13 protein-coding genes are annotated in these 18270 nt (G+C 65.4%); 7 read left to right on the top strand and 6 right to left on the bottom strand.

Annotated elements, in window-relative coordinates; genetic code table 11:
* Positions 1–22: 22 nt before the first annotated feature.
* From LLW23_RS09740 to thrC, 4 genes are all read right to left on the bottom strand, one after another.
* On the bottom strand, positions 23–1144 hold the full coding sequence (locus tag LLW23_RS09740) for a BaiN/RdsA family NAD(P)/FAD-dependent oxidoreductase (protein WP_228948526.1): 1122 nt from the start codon (positions 1142–1144) through the stop codon (positions 23–25).
* A gap of 60 nt (positions 1145–1204) precedes the next feature.
* On the bottom strand, positions 1205–1384 hold the full coding sequence (locus LLW23_RS09735; protein WP_228945046.1) for a hypothetical protein: 180 nt from the start codon (positions 1382–1384) through the stop codon (positions 1205–1207).
* A 5-nt stretch (positions 1385–1389) separates the two neighbouring features.
* Positions 1390–2916: a peptide chain release factor 3 gene (locus LLW23_RS09730; protein WP_228945043.1), complete on the bottom strand. Its 1527-nt coding sequence runs from the start codon at positions 2914–2916 to the stop codon at positions 1390–1392.
* Positions 2917–2991: 75 nt separating this feature from the next.
* Positions 2992–4389, bottom strand: coding sequence for a threonine synthase (thrC, locus tag LLW23_RS09725; RefSeq protein WP_228945041.1), 1398 nt, complete (start codon positions 4387–4389; stop codon positions 2992–2994).
* Positions 4390–4615: 226 nt separating this feature from the next.
* On the opposite strand from thrC, the gene LLW23_RS09720 reads away from it, so the two are divergent.
* The 7 genes from LLW23_RS09720 to LLW23_RS09690 all read left to right on the top strand — a co-directional run bounded on the left by LLW23_RS09720 (position 4616) and on the right by LLW23_RS09690 (position 16155).
* Positions 4616–4912, top strand: coding sequence for a DCC1-like thiol-disulfide oxidoreductase family protein (locus LLW23_RS09720; protein WP_228948525.1), 297 nt, complete (start codon positions 4616–4618; stop codon positions 4910–4912).
* The gene (locus LLW23_RS09715) at positions 4909–5403 is read left to right on the top strand and encodes a DUF427 domain-containing protein (protein WP_228945039.1); all 495 of its coding nucleotides are present in this window, start codon (positions 4909–4911) and stop codon (positions 5401–5403) included. Before LLW23_RS09720 ends, LLW23_RS09715 begins: the two co-directional genes overlap by 4 nt.
* Before the next feature lie 7 nt (positions 5404–5410).
* Entirely contained in the window at positions 5411–6898 is a 1488-nt protein-coding gene (locus LLW23_RS09710; RefSeq protein ID WP_228945037.1) for a deoxyribodipyrimidine photo-lyase, read from the top strand.
* Between the two features lie 68 nt (positions 6899–6966).
* On the top strand, positions 6967–7167 hold the full coding sequence (locus LLW23_RS09705) for a hypothetical protein (RefSeq protein WP_228945035.1): 201 nt from the start codon (positions 6967–6969) through the stop codon (positions 7165–7167).
* Between the two features lie 60 nt (positions 7168–7227).
* Positions 7228–12552: an autotransporter domain-containing protein gene (locus LLW23_RS09700; RefSeq protein ID WP_228945033.1), complete on the top strand. Its 5325-nt coding sequence runs from the start codon at positions 7228–7230 to the stop codon at positions 12550–12552.
* Between the two features lie 171 nt (positions 12553–12723).
* Positions 12724–13611: a DMT family transporter gene (locus LLW23_RS09695; RefSeq protein ID WP_228945031.1), complete on the top strand. Its 888-nt coding sequence runs from the start codon at positions 12724–12726 to the stop codon at positions 13609–13611.
* 105 nt (positions 13612–13716) lie between these two features.
* Complete coding sequence (locus LLW23_RS09690; RefSeq protein WP_228945029.1) at positions 13717–16155, top strand: zinc-dependent metalloprotease; 2439 nt, start codon at positions 13717–13719, stop codon at positions 16153–16155.
* A gap of 28 nt (positions 16156–16183) precedes the next feature.
* Here LLW23_RS09690 and LLW23_RS09685 read toward each other — a convergent pair whose 3' ends face one another.
* Together LLW23_RS09685 and LLW23_RS09680 are read right to left on the bottom strand one after the other, a co-directional pair.
* Positions 16184–17209 carry a hypothetical protein gene (locus LLW23_RS09685; RefSeq protein ID WP_228945027.1) on the bottom strand — a complete coding sequence of 342 codons (1026 nt, stop codon included), beginning with the start codon at positions 17207–17209 and terminating at the stop codon, positions 16184–16186.
* 143 nt (positions 17210–17352) lie between these two features.
* Positions 17353–18117 carry a hypothetical protein gene (locus LLW23_RS09680; protein WP_228945025.1) on the bottom strand — a complete coding sequence of 255 codons (765 nt, stop codon included), beginning with the start codon at positions 18115–18117 and terminating at the stop codon, positions 17353–17355.
* Positions 18118–18270: the final 153 nt, after the last annotated feature.

Here is an 18270-nt window from a genome sequence, read left to right as displayed (position 1 = left end):
GCGCCTCCCTGACAGGTGGGCTTCAAACCGCCATCCCGGCCGCCCAGCCACTCGCCCAGGCCCACTGGAAGTTATATCCCCCAAGCCACCCGGTAACATCCACCGCCTCGCCGATCACATACAGCCCCGGCACCCGCTTCGCCTCCATCGTCTGGGACGAAAGCTCCGCGGTCGATACGCCGCCGACGGTCACCTCGGCCTTGGCGAACCCCTCGCTGCCATTGGGCGCGAACCGCCACGCCGCCAGCGCCCGCTCCGCCGCCGCGAGCTTCGCATCCGCCACATTGGCCAGTTCGCCCGAGATGCCCAGCGCGCCCACCAGCGCCTCCGCCAGCCGCTGCGGCATCGCCCCGGCCAGCAGCTTGCCCACCTGCGCGCGCGGCGTCGTGCGTTTCGCGTCGCGCAGCCAGCCCTCGGTGCGATCGGGCAGCAGGTCGACCGCGATCGGCTCGCCGTGCCGCCAGTACGACGACACCTGAAGCACCGCCGGCCCCGAAAGCCCGCGATGCGTGAACAGCATCGCCTCGCGAAAGGCCGCCTTCCCCGCGCGCGCGATCACCTCGGTTGCGACGCCCGCCAGCGCACGGAACGGATCGTCGCCACCCAGCGTCAGCGGCACCAATGCCGGCCGCGGCTCGACCACCTTCAATCCGAACTGCCGCGCCAGATCATAGGCGAAGCCGGTCGCGCCCATCTTCGGGATCGATGGTCCGCCCGTCGCGATCACCAGCGCGCGGGCCTGCGCAACCTTTGTCGAACACGTGACCCGAAATTCACCGTCAGCGTGCTGAATCTCCGCAATCCGAGTGTCGATTGCTTGTTTAACACCCCATTTTTCACCCTCTTCGAGCAGCATTGCCACTATCTGCCGCGCCGATCCGTCGCAGAACAATTGCCCGAGCGTCTTTTCGTGCCAGGCGATCCCGTAACGATCGACAAGGGCGATGAAATCCGCAGGCGTGTAACGGGCGAGCGCCGATCGCGCGAAGTGCGGGTTGGCGGAGATAAACCGCTCGTGCGTCGTCCCCGTGTTGGTGAAATTGCACCGGCCGCCGCCCGAGATCAGGATCTTTTTTCCTGCCTTTTCAGCATGATCGATCACCAGCACGCGCTTGCCCTGCTGTCCGGCAGTTGCGGCGCACATCAATCCGGCCGCGCCGGCGCCCAGCACGATGACGTCGTAATGCTCTGGTATCACAGTTGTTTAGCGGAGCTTGGCGATCGACAGCCCGTCGAGCTTGGCCTGATCCTTCACCGATTCCTCGCTTCGTGTCAGCGCCTTGGCGATCGCCTTGAGCGCCATGCCCTTCTTGGCGAGCGTGTGCAGCTTCTGGATCTCATCCTGCCGCCACGGCTGGCGATGTCGTTCAAATCGCTCGGCCATCACCCTCACCGCTCCCGCGTCGCCGCGAACCGCACCGTCGCGTAACGCTCTGCAATATAACCCACTTCCCACGCGCTCTTGGCAAGGAACACCGGATTTCCATCGCGATCCTTGGCCATCGCGCCGCGGTTGAGATCCATGAAATCCTTCAGCGCCGCCGGCTCCTCCGCCGAAACCCATCGCGCCGTATCGAACGGCGCCGGCTCGAGCTTGGCGCCGACCTTATACTCCGCATCCAGCCGCGACAGCAGCACATCCAGCTGCAGCTGTCCCACCACGCCGATGATCCAGTTCGATCCGATCTCCGGATAGAATACCTGGATCACGCCTTCCTCGGAAAGATCGTCTAGCGCCTTGCGCAACTGCTTGGTTTTGGTCGGGTCGGTCAGGATCACGCGGCGCAGGATTTCAGGCGCGAAGTTCGGCAGCCCGGTGATCCGCACCCCCGGCCGCTCGCTCAGCGTATCGCCCACTCGCAGGGTGCCATGATTGGGTATGCCGATGATATCGCCCGGGAAAGCCTCGTCGGCGAGCTCGCGATCCTGCGCGAAGAACAGGATCGGCGAGTGGACCGCGATCGGCTTGCCGTGGCCCGTCGGCGTCAGCTTCATGCCGCGTTTGAATGTCCCCGAGCACAATCGCATGAACGCGATGCGATCGCGGTGCATCGGGTCCATGTTCGCCTGCACCTTGAAGACGAAGCCAGTGACGTCCTTTTCGTCGGGCTGCACCGGCGCCGGCTCGGCTGGCTGCGCGCGCGGCGGCGGGGCATAGTCGGCGAGTGCCGCGATCAGCTCGGCAGGGCCGAAGTCCTTGAGCGCCGATCCGAAATACACCGGCGTCAGATCGCCCGCGCGATACGCCTCGCCATCAAACGAGGAATAACCGCCACGCGCGAGTTCGATCTCCTCCGCCACGACGGCGGGAATGTCCGCTGCGTCCTCGATCCGGCCTTGAAAGGTGCGACTGTCACCATCGGGACGGCTGATTTTGTTGGTCGTCAAGTCGAGCACACCCTCAAACGTGCCGCCCATGCCGACGGGCCAGCTCATCGGACACACGTCGAGCGCCAGCACGTCGGCGATTTCGTCGAGCAAATCGAACGCGCTACGCCCCTCGCGGTCGACCTTGTTGACGAAGGTGATGATCGGCACCGAACGCAGCCGGCACACTTCGAACAGCTTGCGCGTCTGCGCCTCGATCCCGCGCGCCGCATCGATCACCATCACCGCAGAATCGACCGCGGTCAGCGTCCGGTAGGTATCTTCGCTGAAATCCTCGTGCCCCGGCGTGTCGAGCAGGTTGAAGGTAACCCCCCCCTTCTCGAACGTCATCACCGACGACGTGACCGAGATTCCGCGTTGCTGCTCGATCTTCATCCAGTCTGATCGCGCCCGCCGCGTCTGCCCGCGCGCCTTAACCTGGCCGGCAAGATGGATCGCGCCGCCAACGTACAGCAGCTTTTCGGTCAGCGTCGTCTTGCCGGCGTCGGGGTGCGAGATGATCGCGAAGGTGCGGCGGGGGAAAGGCATCGGTCTTCTCGAGTATGAAAGTGCAGGATCGGCAGCTCCGATCCTGATCGTGATCCGGGCAAACGGAGCGCGGCGCTAGGAACGCGCTGTAGCGCGTTCCGCGATATAGGACGTCACAGCGCCGAACGTAGCATCAAGCGTGTCAAACGCTTCTTCGCGCTCGAACAGGTCGCCAACACGCGATGGCAAAACAGGACTGATCCCGGTCGCGCGCTCCACCGCATCGGGGAACTTGGCAGGATGCGCTGTCGCCAGCGTCACCATGGGCACGCCAAACGGCTGTCGGCGCGCCGCTGCCAGCGCGACTGCGGTGTGAGGATCGATCACCTCGTCCGCTGCTTCATGCGCCCAGCGCATCGCGAGCGCCATTCCATCTGCATCAATCGTAGCGCTGGTCAGCAGCCCCGCCGCGCCCTCATGCTGAGCGTTGGTCAGCCGCATCGCCTTGGAGCTCTCGAAGCCCTGCATCTGGGCTGCCAGCGCCACTCCGTCGCGCCCGCCAAGGTCGAACAGCAGCCGTTCGAAATTCGACGAGACCTGGATATCCATCGATGGCGTCGCGGTTGGGATCACCGTGCGGCTGGAATAATCACCGGACGACAAGGCCCGCGCGAGGATGTCGTTGACGTTGGTCGCGACCACCAGCTTCGCAATCGGCAGCCCCATCTTCGCCGCGACATAACCAGCGAAGACATCCCCGAAATTGCCCGTCGGCACGCTGAATGCGATCGGGCGATCGGGCGCGCCGAGCCGCACCGCGGCGTAGAAATAATAGACCACCTGCGCCATCAGCCGCGCCCAGTTGATCGAATTGACCGCGCTCAGCCGGAATCGCCCTGAGAACGCGGCATCGTTGAACATCGCCTTCACCAACGCCTGTGCGGTGTCGAAATCGCCGCGGATCGCGATGTTGCGGACGTTCGGCGCGCGCATCGTCGTCATCTGGCGGCGCTGCACGTCGCTCACCCGCCCGGCGGGATGGAGCATGAAGATATCGATCCCCGCGCGCCCAGCAACCGCATCGATCGCCGCCGATCCGGTATCGCCGCTGGTGGCACCGACGATCGTCAGCGGGCCCTCGGTATCGCCGACGAGAAATCGCTCGAACAGCAGCCCGAGCAACTGGAGCGCAACGTCCTTGAACGCCAGCGTCGGCCCGTGGAACAGTTCGAGCAGCCACTGATCATGATCGAGCTGCTTCAGCGGCGTCACGGCAGCGTGCGAAAAACGACCATAGGCCTGCTCGCACAAGTCGCGCAGCTCATCGCGACTGAGGCTGTCGCCTACGAACGGCGCCATCACTGCCACCGCTGTATCGACATAGGACAGCCCAGCGAAGCCAGCGATCTCGTCGCGCGAAAGCGCCGGCCACGTTTCGGGTACGTACAACCCGCCATCCGAAGCGAGCCCGGCAAGCGTCGCACCGCGGAAGTCGAGCGTGGGGGCGGCTCCACGAGTGCTGATGTAGCGCATGACCGCGCCGGTTAGCCGGCTAACCGGGACGAAACAACCAGCGCCGGGCGATCTGCGTTGGTTTCGACGCGCATGAACATGCCTAGCGCATTTAACCATGGATCGTGGAAGGAATCCGGAGGATTATGGGTGTGTGAATGTGAATCATGGGAAAGTGCCAGGGTCTGGCGGGGTGATAGTGTGGCACGACGGAGGCTGTCCGTTGTGCGCGCGCGAGATCGCGGTGATGCGCCGGCTCGATAAACGCGGCGCCATCACGTTCGTCGACGCGGCGAACCCGGCCAGCGCCTGCCCGATCGATCGCGGCGAGTTACTCGGCCGTTTTCATGCCATGGAAAACGGACGACTGCTGTCAGGCGCTGCGGCGTTTGCGGCGATGTGGCGAGCAATCCCGCTGCTCCGCCCGCTGGGGCTGCTGGCGCGCCAGCCGCTCGTGCTGCGGTTGCTTGAACGAGGTTACATCGGTTTCCTCAAGGTTCGTCCGCGACTTCAAGCAATCCTTCGTCGGAGAAGCGCGGCGTGAGACCGACCCCAGCCCCCGCTGAGCCAGGCAAGGAAAGCGTTTGGAACTACCCCCGCCCCGCGATTGCCGAAAGGACATCGCGGCATATCCGGATCGAACATCGCGAGTTGGTGGTGGCTGACACGCGCACTGCCGTGCGGACACTCGAGACCAGCCATCCGCCAAGCTATTACCTGCCGCCAGCCGATATCGCACCCGGTCTACTTCGACCCTCGTCTCGCCGATCATTTTGCGAATGGAAAGGCGAGGCGGTCTATCATGATCTCGTCATCGGCGACGAATTGCTGCGGGACATTGCCTGGAGCTACCCCGATCCGACAGCCGCCTTCCGCGCGCTGCGCGATCACGTGGCCTTCTATGCCGGCCCGCTTGATCGCTGCACCGTCGATGGCGCGCTGGTGACGCCGCAGGCGGGCGGTTTCTACGGCGGCTGGATCACGGCCGATCTGACCGGACCGTTCAAGGGCGAGCCCGGATCGCGGTGGTGGTGAGACGAAGATGAGCGACACACTGCCAGCGGCGCTGGCATCTTGGGCGGAGGCACCGCGTGCGCGCCGGCTCAACACTGCCGCCGAGCCGGACGGGGCGCGCTACGTGCTGTGTTGGCTGCAGCAGGCGCTACGCGCACACGACAATCCTGTGATCGATGCGGCGATCCGGCTCGGCAATGCACGCGGACTGCCAGTGCTTGTATACCATGGACTGCGCGAGGATTATCCCTACGCCTCCGACCGCCTCCATCGCTTCATTCTCGGGGCAAGTCGTGACTTGGCGCGCGACTGCGCGGAGCGAGGGCTGGCATGCGTGTCCCACGTCGATCGGGCCGACAGGCGCGAGAAGGGTCTCGTCTATCGCCTTGCAGCCGATGCGGCGGCCGTGCTGGTCGAGGATCAGCCAACCTTCGTCGCGCGCTGGCAGGCGCAGCGCGTCGCGGACAAGGCCGGCATGCCGGTCATCGCGGTAAACGCGGCCTGCGTCGTCCCGCCCGCGGTGATCGGTGATGGCGTCGGCTCGACCTCTGCGTTCCGCCGGCGCCACGTGGCGATTCGCGACGCGTGGTTGCGGAGCACAGAGGAATTGCCCCAAGTCGCGCCTTGCGCAGGGCCGCTGCCCTTCGAACCCGACCACCTCACCGATATGGCCGACGCCGCGTTGGACGCGCTGGTCGCACGCCTTGCGATCGATCACTCACTCCCACCGAGCGCGATGTTCCCGGCGGGGCGCGACCCGGCACTGGCGCGATTGCGGAGGGCTGCGACCGAGGTGCTCCCGAGTTATGCGTCGGTCCGCAACGATGCCACTCGATCACACGGTGCAAGCGGGCTGTCGCCGTATCTGCACTTCGGCGTGCTCGGCCCGCGCGAGGTCATGGCGGCTGTCGAAACCTCCAGGGCAGCGCCCGCGAATAAGGAGAAGTTCGCCGACGAGCTGCTCAGCTGGCGCGAGTGGTTCCATTATCGTGCACGGGCGCTCGCGCACCCCGAACGCTACGACCGAATATCCGGCTGGGCGCGCGACTCGCTTGCCGCGCACGCGGATGACCCGCGTCCAGAAATCGAGTCGCTTACTGCGATGCTGGGCGGTACGACGCGCGACGAGACGTGGAACGCGTGTCAGCGCCAGTTCCTCGCGGACGGGTGGATGCACAACAATCTGCGCATGTACTGGGGCAAGCGGATCATCGCGATGACGCCCGATCCGAAGACGGCCTGGACCACCGCCTGCTATCTCAACGATCGGCTGAGCCTCGACGGGCGCGATCCGGCGACCTACGGCAATATTGCCGACATGTTCGGCGGCGGGGCACCCGGCAGTTCCGAGCGGCCAGTCTATGGCCGCGTGGCGACCCGCTCGGACGGATCTACGCGCAGCCGGCCTGACGGTCCCGATTGGCTCCGCGCTGCGGCAACGCGCGCCGTGCCTGCGGCATCCGTGCCTTCCAGCGTGCCAAGCGAGCTCTATCTGGCGGGCACGCCGCCGATCTGAACTGCTATCGACATTGCTTCCGGGCGGGAGCGGCAGCAATCGTCTGGTCGGCAGCGTCAGACTGGCCGGTGAGCGGTGCGGGCTCCGACCGGGTCTGCCTCGATGCGCCAAAAGCTATCCAAGACTTCACGGGTGCCGACGACAGCATCGAACTGTCTCGTGCCCTGCCAAGCCGAATTGAAGCATGGCTGAATCGACAGCGCGCCGCAGGCGTTTATGCAGATTTAGAAAAGTTCGATAAAGTTTCCATACGCTGGGGCGTCAATTGATAGAACTTCACGCAGCGTCGTCGAACATCTCAGGGGGATTGTTCGATAAGGCTGTTAATCTTGATCAAGTATCGCTTTCGCTCCGCTACCGGTGCTTCCGTTCTGGCATTGAGCCTTGCCGCCGCCTGCCCTGTCCGCGCGGATGAGCTCAAGCCGGTCTACTCGCCACCTGCTGACAATGGGGGCGGCACGGAGCCCGAGCAGACCGGCGTGATCGACATCTTCCAGCGCACCGATACGATTGAGGGCGACTACAATCTGCGCGGTACCAGCGCCCGCCGCTTTGAATTCGTTACCGATAGCATTGCGACGCGTCAGCAGCGCGGCGAAGTGGTGTCCGGCTTTGACGCAATCGCTGGCCGAAGTGCGCTCGGGTTGACGTCGGAGCAGAAAAGTCAGGCGATCACCTACCCTGATCTGGTGCAGGGCACGCGCCGCTCCACCGTCGTCTACGACAATGATCGCCTTGCGGAAGTAGCGAGCGACACGACACCAGCAATCACGTTTGTCGATACGAACACGCCCGTCTACGGTGACCTTCGGCTTGCGAATATCAGCCAGTCGACCGTTGCCATTCTCACGGGCGACAAGAGCCGAGACATTTACGACGCGTCCAATTTCGCGCTGCTGACCGCGGACACCGGCTCGACGCTGTACAACGCGACCAACGGCAGCGACATCACGTACGACTCGGTAACCTCCACAATGCACGGCGCGGATCAGGACGGCCTGTCTCAAATGTCGACCACCGTCGTGCAGGCGCTCGTGACTGACTATTCCGGCATCGGCTTTGACGGCACCGATCGCGTCACCGATCTCGCCAGCCTGAAGCGCTACAACACCAGCCTCATCGCGCAACTGAGCACCGGCCAGATAACACCCGATCAATATGAAGAGCGCATCCAAGCCGCCGTCAGCACCGCGCCGCGGGCCGTTACGGTCCGCACGCCCGAGATCCCGACTTATACCGCTCCGCCGACGACCAGCGACCGGCTGTTCATGGCGCTGAATGCCTCCACGCTGACCACTACGCTCGATTCCCAGCTCGTCGGCGTCATCGTTGCGGACGGGAACGAGGACGGCCTCTCGACTCTGATCCTCGCGCGCGGCGGCTCCACCGTCACTAACAATGGGACGATCGTTCAGGGCGGCAGTGGCGTCGGCATCCGCGTAACCGACGCCGGCACTTCACTGGCGAACAGCGCCACCGGTGTGATCGGCGTCGGATACGAAACGCTGGATCGATCGAGCGGGACACCGGTGCCAAGCGGCTTCACCGACTATCAGGGCGCAACCTACGGCAACACCGCGGTGCGCGTGACCGATGGGGCGGTTGTCGACAACCGCGGCATCATCAACGTGTCGAACCGCGATATCGCCGGACATGATGAGGAACCGCGTTTCGGCAAGGCCAACAACGGCATCGTCGTCAGCACTGGCGCGCAAGCCACCAATGCCGGCACGATCCTGATCGGCGGCGGCGACAGCGCGGTCGCAAATACGCCGGGGCCGTTCAACGGCGCGACCGGGATGGCCGTCTTCGACGGCGGATCGGCCACCAACGCCGCCGGCGGCGTGATCCGCGTCGGCTCGACCTTTGCGGGGAATGCCGGCGAACTTGCGGCAGTCACGGACGTGCTGTCGACCAACAATGCGTCGGGCATGGTGTCGCTGGGCGGTGGCGGGGCTGCCTTCAACGACGGGCTGATCAGCGTCGGTTCGCGCGCGCAGAATGCCAACGGCATGGTCGTCGGCGGTGCGGGCAACACGGCACGCAACGATGGCACAATAACCATCGAAGCGACACAGTTGACCGAGCCGAGCGGGCGCAATGTCGGGATCGCAGTGCTCGGCAGCAGTGCGGCAGGGATCTTCAACGCCACGAACGGCGGGACGATCAACGTCAATGGCGTGAACAGCGTCGGGCTGGTCGTTGAGAACAATGTGGCCGGTGGTGCGGCACGCGCGGTCAACGATGGGCTGATCGCGATCAACGGCAGCCTGTCGATCGATCGGCTGCGCAACTACGGCATTTTCGTCGGCAATGCGTCATCTTCGGCGGTCAACAACGGCCAAGTCATGATGCGTGGCGAGGGCGCCATTGGCATCCACGCGCGCAATGGCGGCACGGTATCGGTGGGCGCGGGCGGCTCCGTCGATTTCCAGAACGTCGACCAGATCGGCTATTATGCGCTAGGCGCGGGATCGAGCATCGCCGGCGCGGGCATGACCGACGTCGACACGGAGCGTTCGACCGGCCTGCGCATCGAGGGCGGCGCCGACGCGATGGGCACCGGGCTGGTGCTGAACGTGTCAGGCGCATCCGCATTCGGCGTTGTCGCGTCGGGCGCATCGACGCAAACTACCTTCGACGCCGCCAATGCCAGCATCACCGTTTCCGGCAATGCGGCGACCGGCGTTCGGATCGAGGGCGGCGCGACGGGTCGGCTGGGCGCAGACACAGTACTTACCTTGAGCGGCGCGAACACGACGGCGGCGATCGTCGATGGTCAGGCCTTCGGGCTTGACGGCGTGGCAGTGGGCTTACCTGTTACAACCACGTCGCTCGTAAGCAACGCCACGGTCACGGCTGGATCGAACAATCTCACCGGTTACGTCGCGCAGGATGACGGGCAGCTGCAGCATGGCGGCACGCTCGCGTTCACCGGCGCGGACGGCACGGGCATCCGCATTCTGGGCGCAAACTCGTCCGCGACGCATACCGGCAGCATTGCGCTCAGTGGCAGCGGCACGGGGGTCGCCGTCCTCGGCGGGCGCTTCTCCAATCAAGGCAGCATTTCCGTCGCGAACGGCACTGGCATCCTGCTCGACGGTGCCGGTTCGACCCTAGCAGGCAGCGGCACCTCCGCTGTCCTTGCCAGCGATGGCATTGCGGCGCTGCGCGTCATCAACGGCGCGACGGTCGACGCTGGCGGTGGCTTCAGCGGCGGTGGCACCGCTCAGGCCGTGTTGGTCGATACTGGTGCCGGCGCAGTGACGCTGGGCGGCGGCACGCTGACGACGACGGGTAGCGGCAACGGCATCGAAAACGCCGCTAACAGCCCTGCTATTCGCCTGAACGGCACCACGATCCGCGTCGACGGTTCTGGGTCGGGCATTCGCACCGCAGTCTCGCTTGATCCGGCGACTACCGCCACGATCACCGCTGCGGGCGCCAACAGCACGGGCTTCACCTTTGCCGGTACCGATGGCGGCGTGACGAGGGGTGATCTGGCGTTGGGCAGCGGCTATTCCATCACTGCTTCAGGCACCGGTGCGACAGGCGTGCGCCTCGCGACGACCGGCTCGGCGACACTGGCAACTGATATTTCGGTCACTGCCGCGCAAGGCGGCTCGGCGCTGATCGCCGGACCTGCCGCGCTGGTCACCAACACCGGCACGTTGCGCTCGGTCTCCTCCGCGCCAGTCGTGGACCTGACGGGCGGCACACGCGCGTTCGTCACGAGCGGCACGATCGCCGCTGCTTCACCCACGGCCGCCGCGATTACTGGCGGCAACAATGGCCAGTCGGTGACCGTGTCGGGCGGCGCAATAACCGGCATCGTCGCGCTCGGTACCGGCGCCGATACGTTCACGATGACAGCGGGCACGCTGACCGGTTCGCTCGCGACCGGCGCCGGCAACGACACAGCCACGTTCCGCGGCCTCACCGACGCGAACCTGTCGGGCGCCACCAGCATCGCCGGTAACGGCACGGCGGGTGGCAGCGACGTACTCAACTTCCAGAACAGCAATATGACGGGCACGACCCGGCTGACCGGATGGAACACGATCAACCTCACTGCATCGACGCTTGTCTCGAACGGCAACCTGACACTCGCCGGCGGCACGATGACGATCGACCGCGGTTCGACCTTCCGGGCGGGCGCAGGATCGAACACGACGGTCAGCGCTGCGGCCGGTGGCACCGCAACGCTGGTCAACGCCGGACGGATTGACCTGACCAACGGGACATCCGGCGCGACCGACCAGTTGGTGGTTCGCGGTAACTATGTCGGGCAGGACGGTCGGCTTGCGCTCCAGACGGTGCTCGGTACCGACGGCTCGCCGTCCGACCAGCTGATCATCGACGGCGGCGCGGCGAGCGGCCGCACGGCGATCGAGATCACCAACCTCGGCGGCCTAGGCGCGGCGACAAGCGGCAATGGCATTCAGCTGGTCGGCGCGATCAACGGCGGCACCACCACCGCGACGACAACCAAGGATGCGTTCACGCTCGCTGGCGGACAGGTCAGCGCTGGTGCGTTCGAGTACCGACTGTTTGCTTCGAACACGACCGGTACCGACGAGGGCTGGTACCTCCGCACCCAGGCCAACACGCCTACGCCAACCCCAACACCGACACCGACACCGACACCAACCGACCCGGTCACGCCGGCGCCTACCACATTCCGTGTCGAAGCGCCGCTGCTGGCCGCCCTGCCAGGCTGGCTGCGCCAGGGTGACCTTGACTTCCTCGGCACCTATCATCGTCGGGTCGGTGACCGGATCGGCCGTTTGGAAACGACGCCGGGGTTCACCGTACCGGGCCGAATCTGGGGACGGTTCCTGCTGGATGATTCGCGCTATCGCCAGGCAGGCACGGTCAGCCCGTCGGTCGATGGCCGTACATACGGGTTCCAGCTGGGCGTCGACCTGTTTCAGTTCAACAACGGTTCGGGCCGACACGATTTTGGTATCTACGGTGGCCATACCGATGGCAGCGCAACCGTTCGCGGCTTCGCCAGCGGCATACAGGATCTGAACGTCGGACGGCTGCGCCCCAAGACGATCTATGCTGGCCTCTACTGGACTTACTCGAGCGACCGTTTCTACGTCGATACCGTCGTGCAGCGCAGCTGGTACGGCGGCGAAGCGCGGGCCGTGAGCGGAAACCGCATCGACATCGATGGGTCTGGCATCCTGGCTTCTGTCGAGACAGGCTATGCGCTGCAGCTTTCGGCGCGCTGGTCGCTCGAGCCGCAAGCGCAACTTATCGCACAAGGCGTCTCGCTTGATCCGGTCGCAATTCCCGCCGCAACCGTCTTCCAGGATAGCGACGGCTACCTGACGGGCCGGCTCGGGCTTCGGCTCAAGGGCGACTACGCCATGGGCGGCGGCAGCGTGCAGCCATATGTGCGCGCAAATCTGTGGAAGGGCTTCGCCTCGACCGACCGGACGATCTTCGTAACGCCAACGGCAGCAACGTCGATCGACACGCGGAACGCCTCGCTATGGGGCGAAGCGGGCGGCGGTCTCACCTGGTCTCCGGCCACCAGGTTCGCGGTTTATGGAGAGGCGACCCACCGATTCTCGCTAGACAACGGCCAAGGTGTCGTCGGCCATTCGACTGGCGGCGCGGTCGGGGCAAAGCTGCGCTTCTAGTGCGTCGGGGGTAAAGCCGAGCAGTTCCCGGCCAAGGCAGTATCGCCCAATCCCAGGTCAGTTCGCGCCGGGCGTGCTGATCGCCACACCATCGACGATTGATGGGTCGCGTGACGCTTCTTCCGGGAGATGGCTGGCATCCAGCCGCCGCGTCTGCCACGGCGCCGAATCATGAAGCCCCGTGACTTCCTGCTGTTGGTGATGGTGTGCCTCGTCTGGGGCTACAGCAACGTGCTGAGCAAGATCGTGGTGGGCAACTGGGCCGTCCCGCCGCTGTTCTTCGCCGCGATCCGCTTTGCGGTGGTGATCGCGGTGACTTTGCCGTGGCTGCTCCCGATGCCGCGCCCGCGCTGGCGTATCGTCGCGATCGGCATCCTGATGGGTGCGGGCAACTTCGCGCTGCTATTTATCGGGTTGCAGACCGCGACGCCGTCGGCCGCGGCGGTCGTGATCCAGATTGGCGTGCCGTTCACGACCTTGCTGTCGATCGTCGTGCTGGGCGAGCGCATCCACTGGCGCCGCGCGCTGGGGATCGCGCTGACGCTGTCCGGCGTGCTGCTGGTGGTGTGGAACCCCGATCGCGTCGCGCTTTCCACCGGGCTGTGGTTCGTCGTAGCGGCGGCGTTCACCGGATCGCTCGGTGCGGTGTTGATGAAGCAGGTAGAGGACGTCGCCCCGCTGCGCTTCCAGGCGTGGGTCGGGCTGGTGTCCTGCGCGCCGCTGGCGATCGGCTCCGCTTTGTTCGAGCAGGGGCAATGGGAGCGCGCCGCCGCGATCGGCTGGCCGTTCGTTGGCGCGGTGCTGTTCGCCGCGTTAGTCGTTTCGGTGCTGGGGCACACGACTTACTATGGGCTGATCCGACGCTACGAGGCGAACCTGCTCGCGCCGCTGACGCTGATGACGCCGCTGTTCACGATCGCTTTCGGCGTGATGCTGACCGGCGACCGGCTCGACCCGCGGATGGTCGCCGGGGCCGTGCTCGCGCTTGCCGGCGTTCTGGTGGTCGCCCGCCGCTCGCGCCCGGCGAGCGCGCTGCTGGCGGAGCGGGAGCAGGCGTAGTCGGAGCATCCGAAGGGTTTACGACGGCAACCCGAATGAGGACGAGCCGGACTGGTCAAGCCGGGCCGGTGTTCCTACGCTGCGCAGAAATCGGGGGTTTGCTAAATGATCCGCATTACGATGCTGCTTGGCCTGGCGCTGGCGGCTGCGCCGTACGCTACGGCACAACCGGTCAAGAACCCGATCATTGGGACCGAGCGCCTCGATGGCCTGTTGCCAGTGTATCTGGATCGCCGTGAGGGGCGCATCCTTCTCTCGCTCCCGCAGGCGGGCAGCGACGGCATGATCACACAGCTACTGTACACGACCGCGCTACGTACGGGGCTTGGCTCGGCACCAATCGGATTGGATCGGGCGCAGCCGGGCCCCGCGCAATTGCTCCTCCTCCGACGGCTCGGCAAGAAGGTCGCGTTCGAGCTCTCCAATCCGCGTTTTCGCGCCAGCAATGTCTCGGCCTCGGAACAAGCCGCGGCGCGCGACGCGTTCGCCACGTCCACCTTGTGGCTTGGCGATATCGTGCCGTCCGCCGACGGGCGGCTGCTGGTCGACATCGCGCCGTTCCTCGCCCGCGATACCAAGGGGATCGCCGACCAGCTCAAGGCCGGCGGCGAGAAGGGCTGGAAGCTGGTCGGCGAACTGAGCGCGGCAGACGTCAATGCGGTGAAGACATTCCCGCTCAACCTGGAATTCGAGGCACGACAGACCTTTGCCAGCGACACACCCGGCGCGGAGGTGCGCAACATCGCGCCCGATCCCCGGCAGATCACGCTCGTTGTCCGCCACAGTTTCGTTGCGTTGCCGGCGACGGGCTATGTCGCGCGCGCTTTCGATCCGCGCGGCGGCAGTTTCGCGACGCAGATCCTCGATTTCGGCGCGCCGCTCAGCAGGCAGATCGTGCGCAATCTCGCCAATCGCTTTCGCCTGGAGAAGCTCGATCCCGCCGCGCCGCGCTCGCGCGTGAAGAAGCCGATCGTCTTCTACATCGACAACGCCGCGCCCGAGCCGATCCGTACCGCATTGCTCGAGGGCGCGTCGTGGTGGAAGCAGGCGTTCGAGGCGGCTGGGTATATCGATGCCTATCGCGTCGAGATCCTGCCCGACGGCGCCGATCCGCTCGACATGCGCTACAACGTCGTCAACTGGGTCAACCGCGCGACGCGTGGGTGGTCGTACGGCTATGCCGTCACTGACCCGCGCACGGGCGAGATCCTGAAGGGCGCGGTGCTGCTCGGATCGCTGCGCGTGCGGCAGGATATCCTGATCTACGAAGCGCTCGTCGGCGCGGCGAACACCGGCAAGGGCGGGCCGAACGATCCTGCGCAAGTGGCGCTTGCGCGGATCCGACAGCTTGCGGCGCACGAGGTGGGCCACGCGCTTGGCCTGCTGCACAATTTCGCCGGCAGCACGCAAGACCGCGCCTCGGTGATGGATTATCCCGCCCCGCGGATCGGCCTCGTGAATGGCGCGCCGGATCTGTCCGATGCTTATGGCGTGGGGCTCGGCCGGTGGGACACTCATGCCATCGACTGGCTCTACGGCGACAAGGCGGGCACTGATCCGGATGCGCACGCACGGGCCAAGGTGGCCGAGGCGCAGCGCCAGGGGCTGCGCTTCGTAGCCGACGAGAATGCGCGCGCGGTTTCCGCCGCACAACCATGGGGCAGCCTGTGGGACGATGGCGCCGACCCTGTCGCAGAGTTGACGCGGATGATGCAGGTCCGCGCGGCGGCGATCGCGCGCTTCGGCCCTGTCGCGCTGGGCGCAGGAGAGCCGGTCGCGGCATTGCGGCGGAAGTTCGTGCCGATCTGGCTGCTGCATCGCTATCAGATCGAGGCGGCGGCGAAGCTGCTCGGCGGCGTGGAATCGGAGTATGCGATGGCCGACGAGGGCCATGACACTGCCCGCGCCGTGCCGGCCGCAGCGCAGGACGATGCGCTCGACGCGCTGCTGGCGACGCTAGACGCGGATGCGCTCGACGTTCCCGAAGCGTTGATCCCTGCGCTGTCGGCCGGCTGGTCGGGCGACAATGATCGGCAGTTCGATATCGAGGTGATGGGCACGGCCGGCGGTACGGTGTTCGATCCGCTGATCGCGGCACAGGTTGCCGCGCAGCTCACTCTCGATGCGCTGCTCGCGCCCGAGCGGCTGGCGCGGATTGCTGACCAGCATCGTCGCGACCCTGCTTCACCGGGCCCAGATCGTCTCGTCGAGCGGCTCCTTGCCTTGGTCACCGCTCCCACCACGCAGCCCCGGCGGAGCGCCGTGCAGCAGGTCGTCGGCCGGCGCATCGTGCTCAGCTTGGCAAAGGCCGCGCGGGCTCAAGCGACGGGCGCGATTGCCGCGAGCGTACTCGATCAGGCGCTCACCGACTGGGCGACAGCGCAGGCCTCCCGTCGCTTCGCCGATCCGGCGCAGCGTGCCGCGGCGCTGTCGACCGCGCGGCTGGTGCTGGATCGTGAGACACTCAACGCTGCGTTGAGCGACGAAGCGGCCGAACCGAAGATCCCGCCGGGAATGCCGATCGGTAGCGACGGCCTGGGCTGATTGACGTCCCTCGCGATGTGTCCACGACTTAGCAGCCGCTGAGCGCTCGGATCGAGCGGATGAGGTCTCGGCCAGCACGATTGGTGACGCTCACGATGGCACTCCCGTTGCAGCGCGAGCGTCCAGCCGAGTAGCGATAGCTCACGCGGTAAGCATCGCGAGCAGTCTGCTTGATATCGGTGAGTTTGATCGGTTCGGGCAGTCTCCCGTAAAATCGCGTAATTGCGTCCGGCGAAAACGCGGAGCTCGCACGTTTTTCCGGTATGACCTGAGCGGATGCCGTATCGCCGTCTCCGTTGCCAAGCGCGGCATAAAAGGCGCGAACGGTCGCCTCCCCTGTTCGGCCACTCACGTCGCTCGCCACGCGTTCGGATCTTTCCTGCCGAGCGATCGGTACGCGATCTTCTTCCGCCGCTGGTTTCGGCGGTTGCGCAGCTAGTTCCTTTTTCTGTGCAGGTCTGGGAGCTTCGGCCACGGCGATCGTCTCGTCCGCGTCCGCGTCCGCCCGAGTCTCATCAATGGCGGGCGGCGGGCGAAATGCGACGGTCTTCAAGTTGAACGCCGCAAGCCTTGTGATGATTGGTTCTCCACCGCTCAGCCGATAGACCATGCCGCTGCCATCCGCAGCCGGCTGCGCGGTGTAGCCGATGTCCGCCTGGAGGCGTCGCTCGCCGGCGAACGCGCGCTCCGCGCCCGGTGGAACATCGAGGATGAAGCGGCCCTGGCATCGTATTAGGTCCAGCGTAGCGTCGCGGCCCTCGACGACGGGAGCCTCGATCCGGACGCTGGAATAGTCCGCCAAGGTATCGAGATTGGCGCGATCACCTTCGTACCGCGAGATCGCCTGATCAAACACGATGGTTTTCAACCGGCTATACGCGGCTGAGGAAGCGCAGATGGCCTGCTGCCGTTTCGCGTCGGTTCGCACTTGACCAGCGTCACGCGTATCATTCTGCTTGATGTCGCCGCATGCGCCTAAAGCCACTGCAAGCAGCGCGATGACCCCCCGTGAAGATGCGCCGGTAACGCTGCTCACGGTCGGAGATATGTTCATGAGTTGGAGGACCCATTTGATGGACGGCCGGTCATAACTGCAGCGCCTCAAAATCTTGGCGTAGCGCGATCTCCGGCGGCCTCGTCCGAGCAGGCGCATTAAACGAAAGAACCGGGGAACAATTGCTCCCCGGTCCCCAAGTATTAAACAGCAGCGGTGCGCGCGCGTGCTGACGAATGGCCACCGTTTCGGTACAGGATTTCCTGCGCCTGATTACGGTCGATGGTTGCGCTGCTGACGGTGACGAGCACGCCACCGCTCTTCAGCCGGTCGCCGTAATACGTTGAGTCTTCATCGCTGACGCCGTGCTTCTTGAGCGTCTCGTTGAAGGTGCCCGCAGCGGCTCCGGCAAGCGCGCCGATGGCAATTGCTTCAGGAACTGCGGCGGCCGCAATGGCACCAATTGCCGCAAGCGGGCCAACGCCTGGTATAGCAAGAGCGGCAACGCCGAGACCTGCACCGAGCGCCCCGCCACCAAGAATGCCGCGGAAGATGCTGGTGTGCTCTTCGTCAGTGACTTCTCCACCGCCTTCGCGCGTCGTCATGGTCCGATTGGATTGCGCGATAAGCGAAAGATCGCTGTCGGTCACTCCCATCTGACGCAATTCGGCGACAGCGCGCTCGGCCTCTTCGTTGGTATCGAAGATTGCTGAAACGACACCGCCCTGATGATGCGCGACGCTTCCGCCGGTCGCTGCCGAGATGCCGCCAGTCTCACCCGTCATCGCATTCGCGGCGCGGTCGAGGGGGCCGCGGTTCGGATCGTCATGGCCGCTGAGGGCGTTGGCAGCGCGGTCGAGGGGTCCACGATTGGGATCATCGCGGCCATCGAGTGCATTCGCCGTTCTATCAAGCGGGCCGCGATTGGGATCGTCGAAGCCGAAGGCGCTTTTGTTGTCGTTACTCATGACAAAACTCTCCCTTGAAAGGTTGCCTCCGATGCGAGTGCAGGCGCCCGAGGACGCTCACTCCGGAGACTGGCAATCAACAACTCTGCCTCAAAGAAGGTTCATCCGACCAAAACTTGCATAGTGCGGTTCTACCAACCGCCTTGGTAGCGC

Origin of the sequence: Sphingomonas radiodurans (assembly GCF_020866845.1) — a bacterium.
GTDB lineage: Bacteria > Pseudomonadota > Alphaproteobacteria > Sphingomonadales > Sphingomonadaceae > Sphingomonas > Sphingomonas radiodurans.
Note: the sequence above shows the minus strand (reverse complement) of the source record. Positions and strands in the feature narration are given on the sequence as shown.

Excerpts from the sequence above, each read along its gene's own strand:
- LLW23_RS09740 (WP_228948526.1), bottom strand. The coding sequence starts at position 1,144 with ATGTGCGCCGCAACTGCCGGACAGCAGGGCAAGCGCGTGCTGGTGATC.
- LLW23_RS09735 (WP_228945046.1), bottom strand. The coding sequence starts at position 1,384 with ATGGCCGAGCGATTTGAACGACATCGCCAGCCGTGGCGGCAGGATGAG.
- LLW23_RS09730 (WP_228945043.1), bottom strand. The coding sequence starts at position 2,916 with ATGCCTTTCCCCCGCCGCACCTTCGCGATCATCTCGCACCCCGACGCC.
- thrC (WP_228945041.1), bottom strand. The coding sequence starts at position 4,389 with ATGCGCTACATCAGCACTCGTGGAGCCGCCCCCACGCTCGACTTCCGC.
- LLW23_RS09720 (WP_228948525.1), top strand. The coding sequence starts at position 4,616 with ATGCGCCGGCTCGATAAACGCGGCGCCATCACGTTCGTCGACGCGGCG.
- LLW23_RS09710 (WP_228945037.1), top strand. The coding sequence starts at position 5,411 with ATGAGCGACACACTGCCAGCGGCGCTGGCATCTTGGGCGGAGGCACCG.
- LLW23_RS09695 (WP_228945031.1), top strand. The coding sequence starts at position 12,724 with ATGAAGCCCCGTGACTTCCTGCTGTTGGTGATGGTGTGCCTCGTCTGG.
- LLW23_RS09690 (WP_228945029.1), top strand. The coding sequence starts at position 13,717 with ATGATCCGCATTACGATGCTGCTTGGCCTGGCGCTGGCGGCTGCGCCG.
- LLW23_RS09685 (WP_228945027.1), bottom strand. The coding sequence starts at position 17,209 with ATGAACATATCTCCGACCGTGAGCAGCGTTACCGGCGCATCTTCACGG.
- LLW23_RS09680 (WP_228945025.1), bottom strand. The coding sequence starts at position 18,117 with ATGAGTAACGACAACAAAAGCGCCTTCGGCTTCGACGATCCCAATCGC.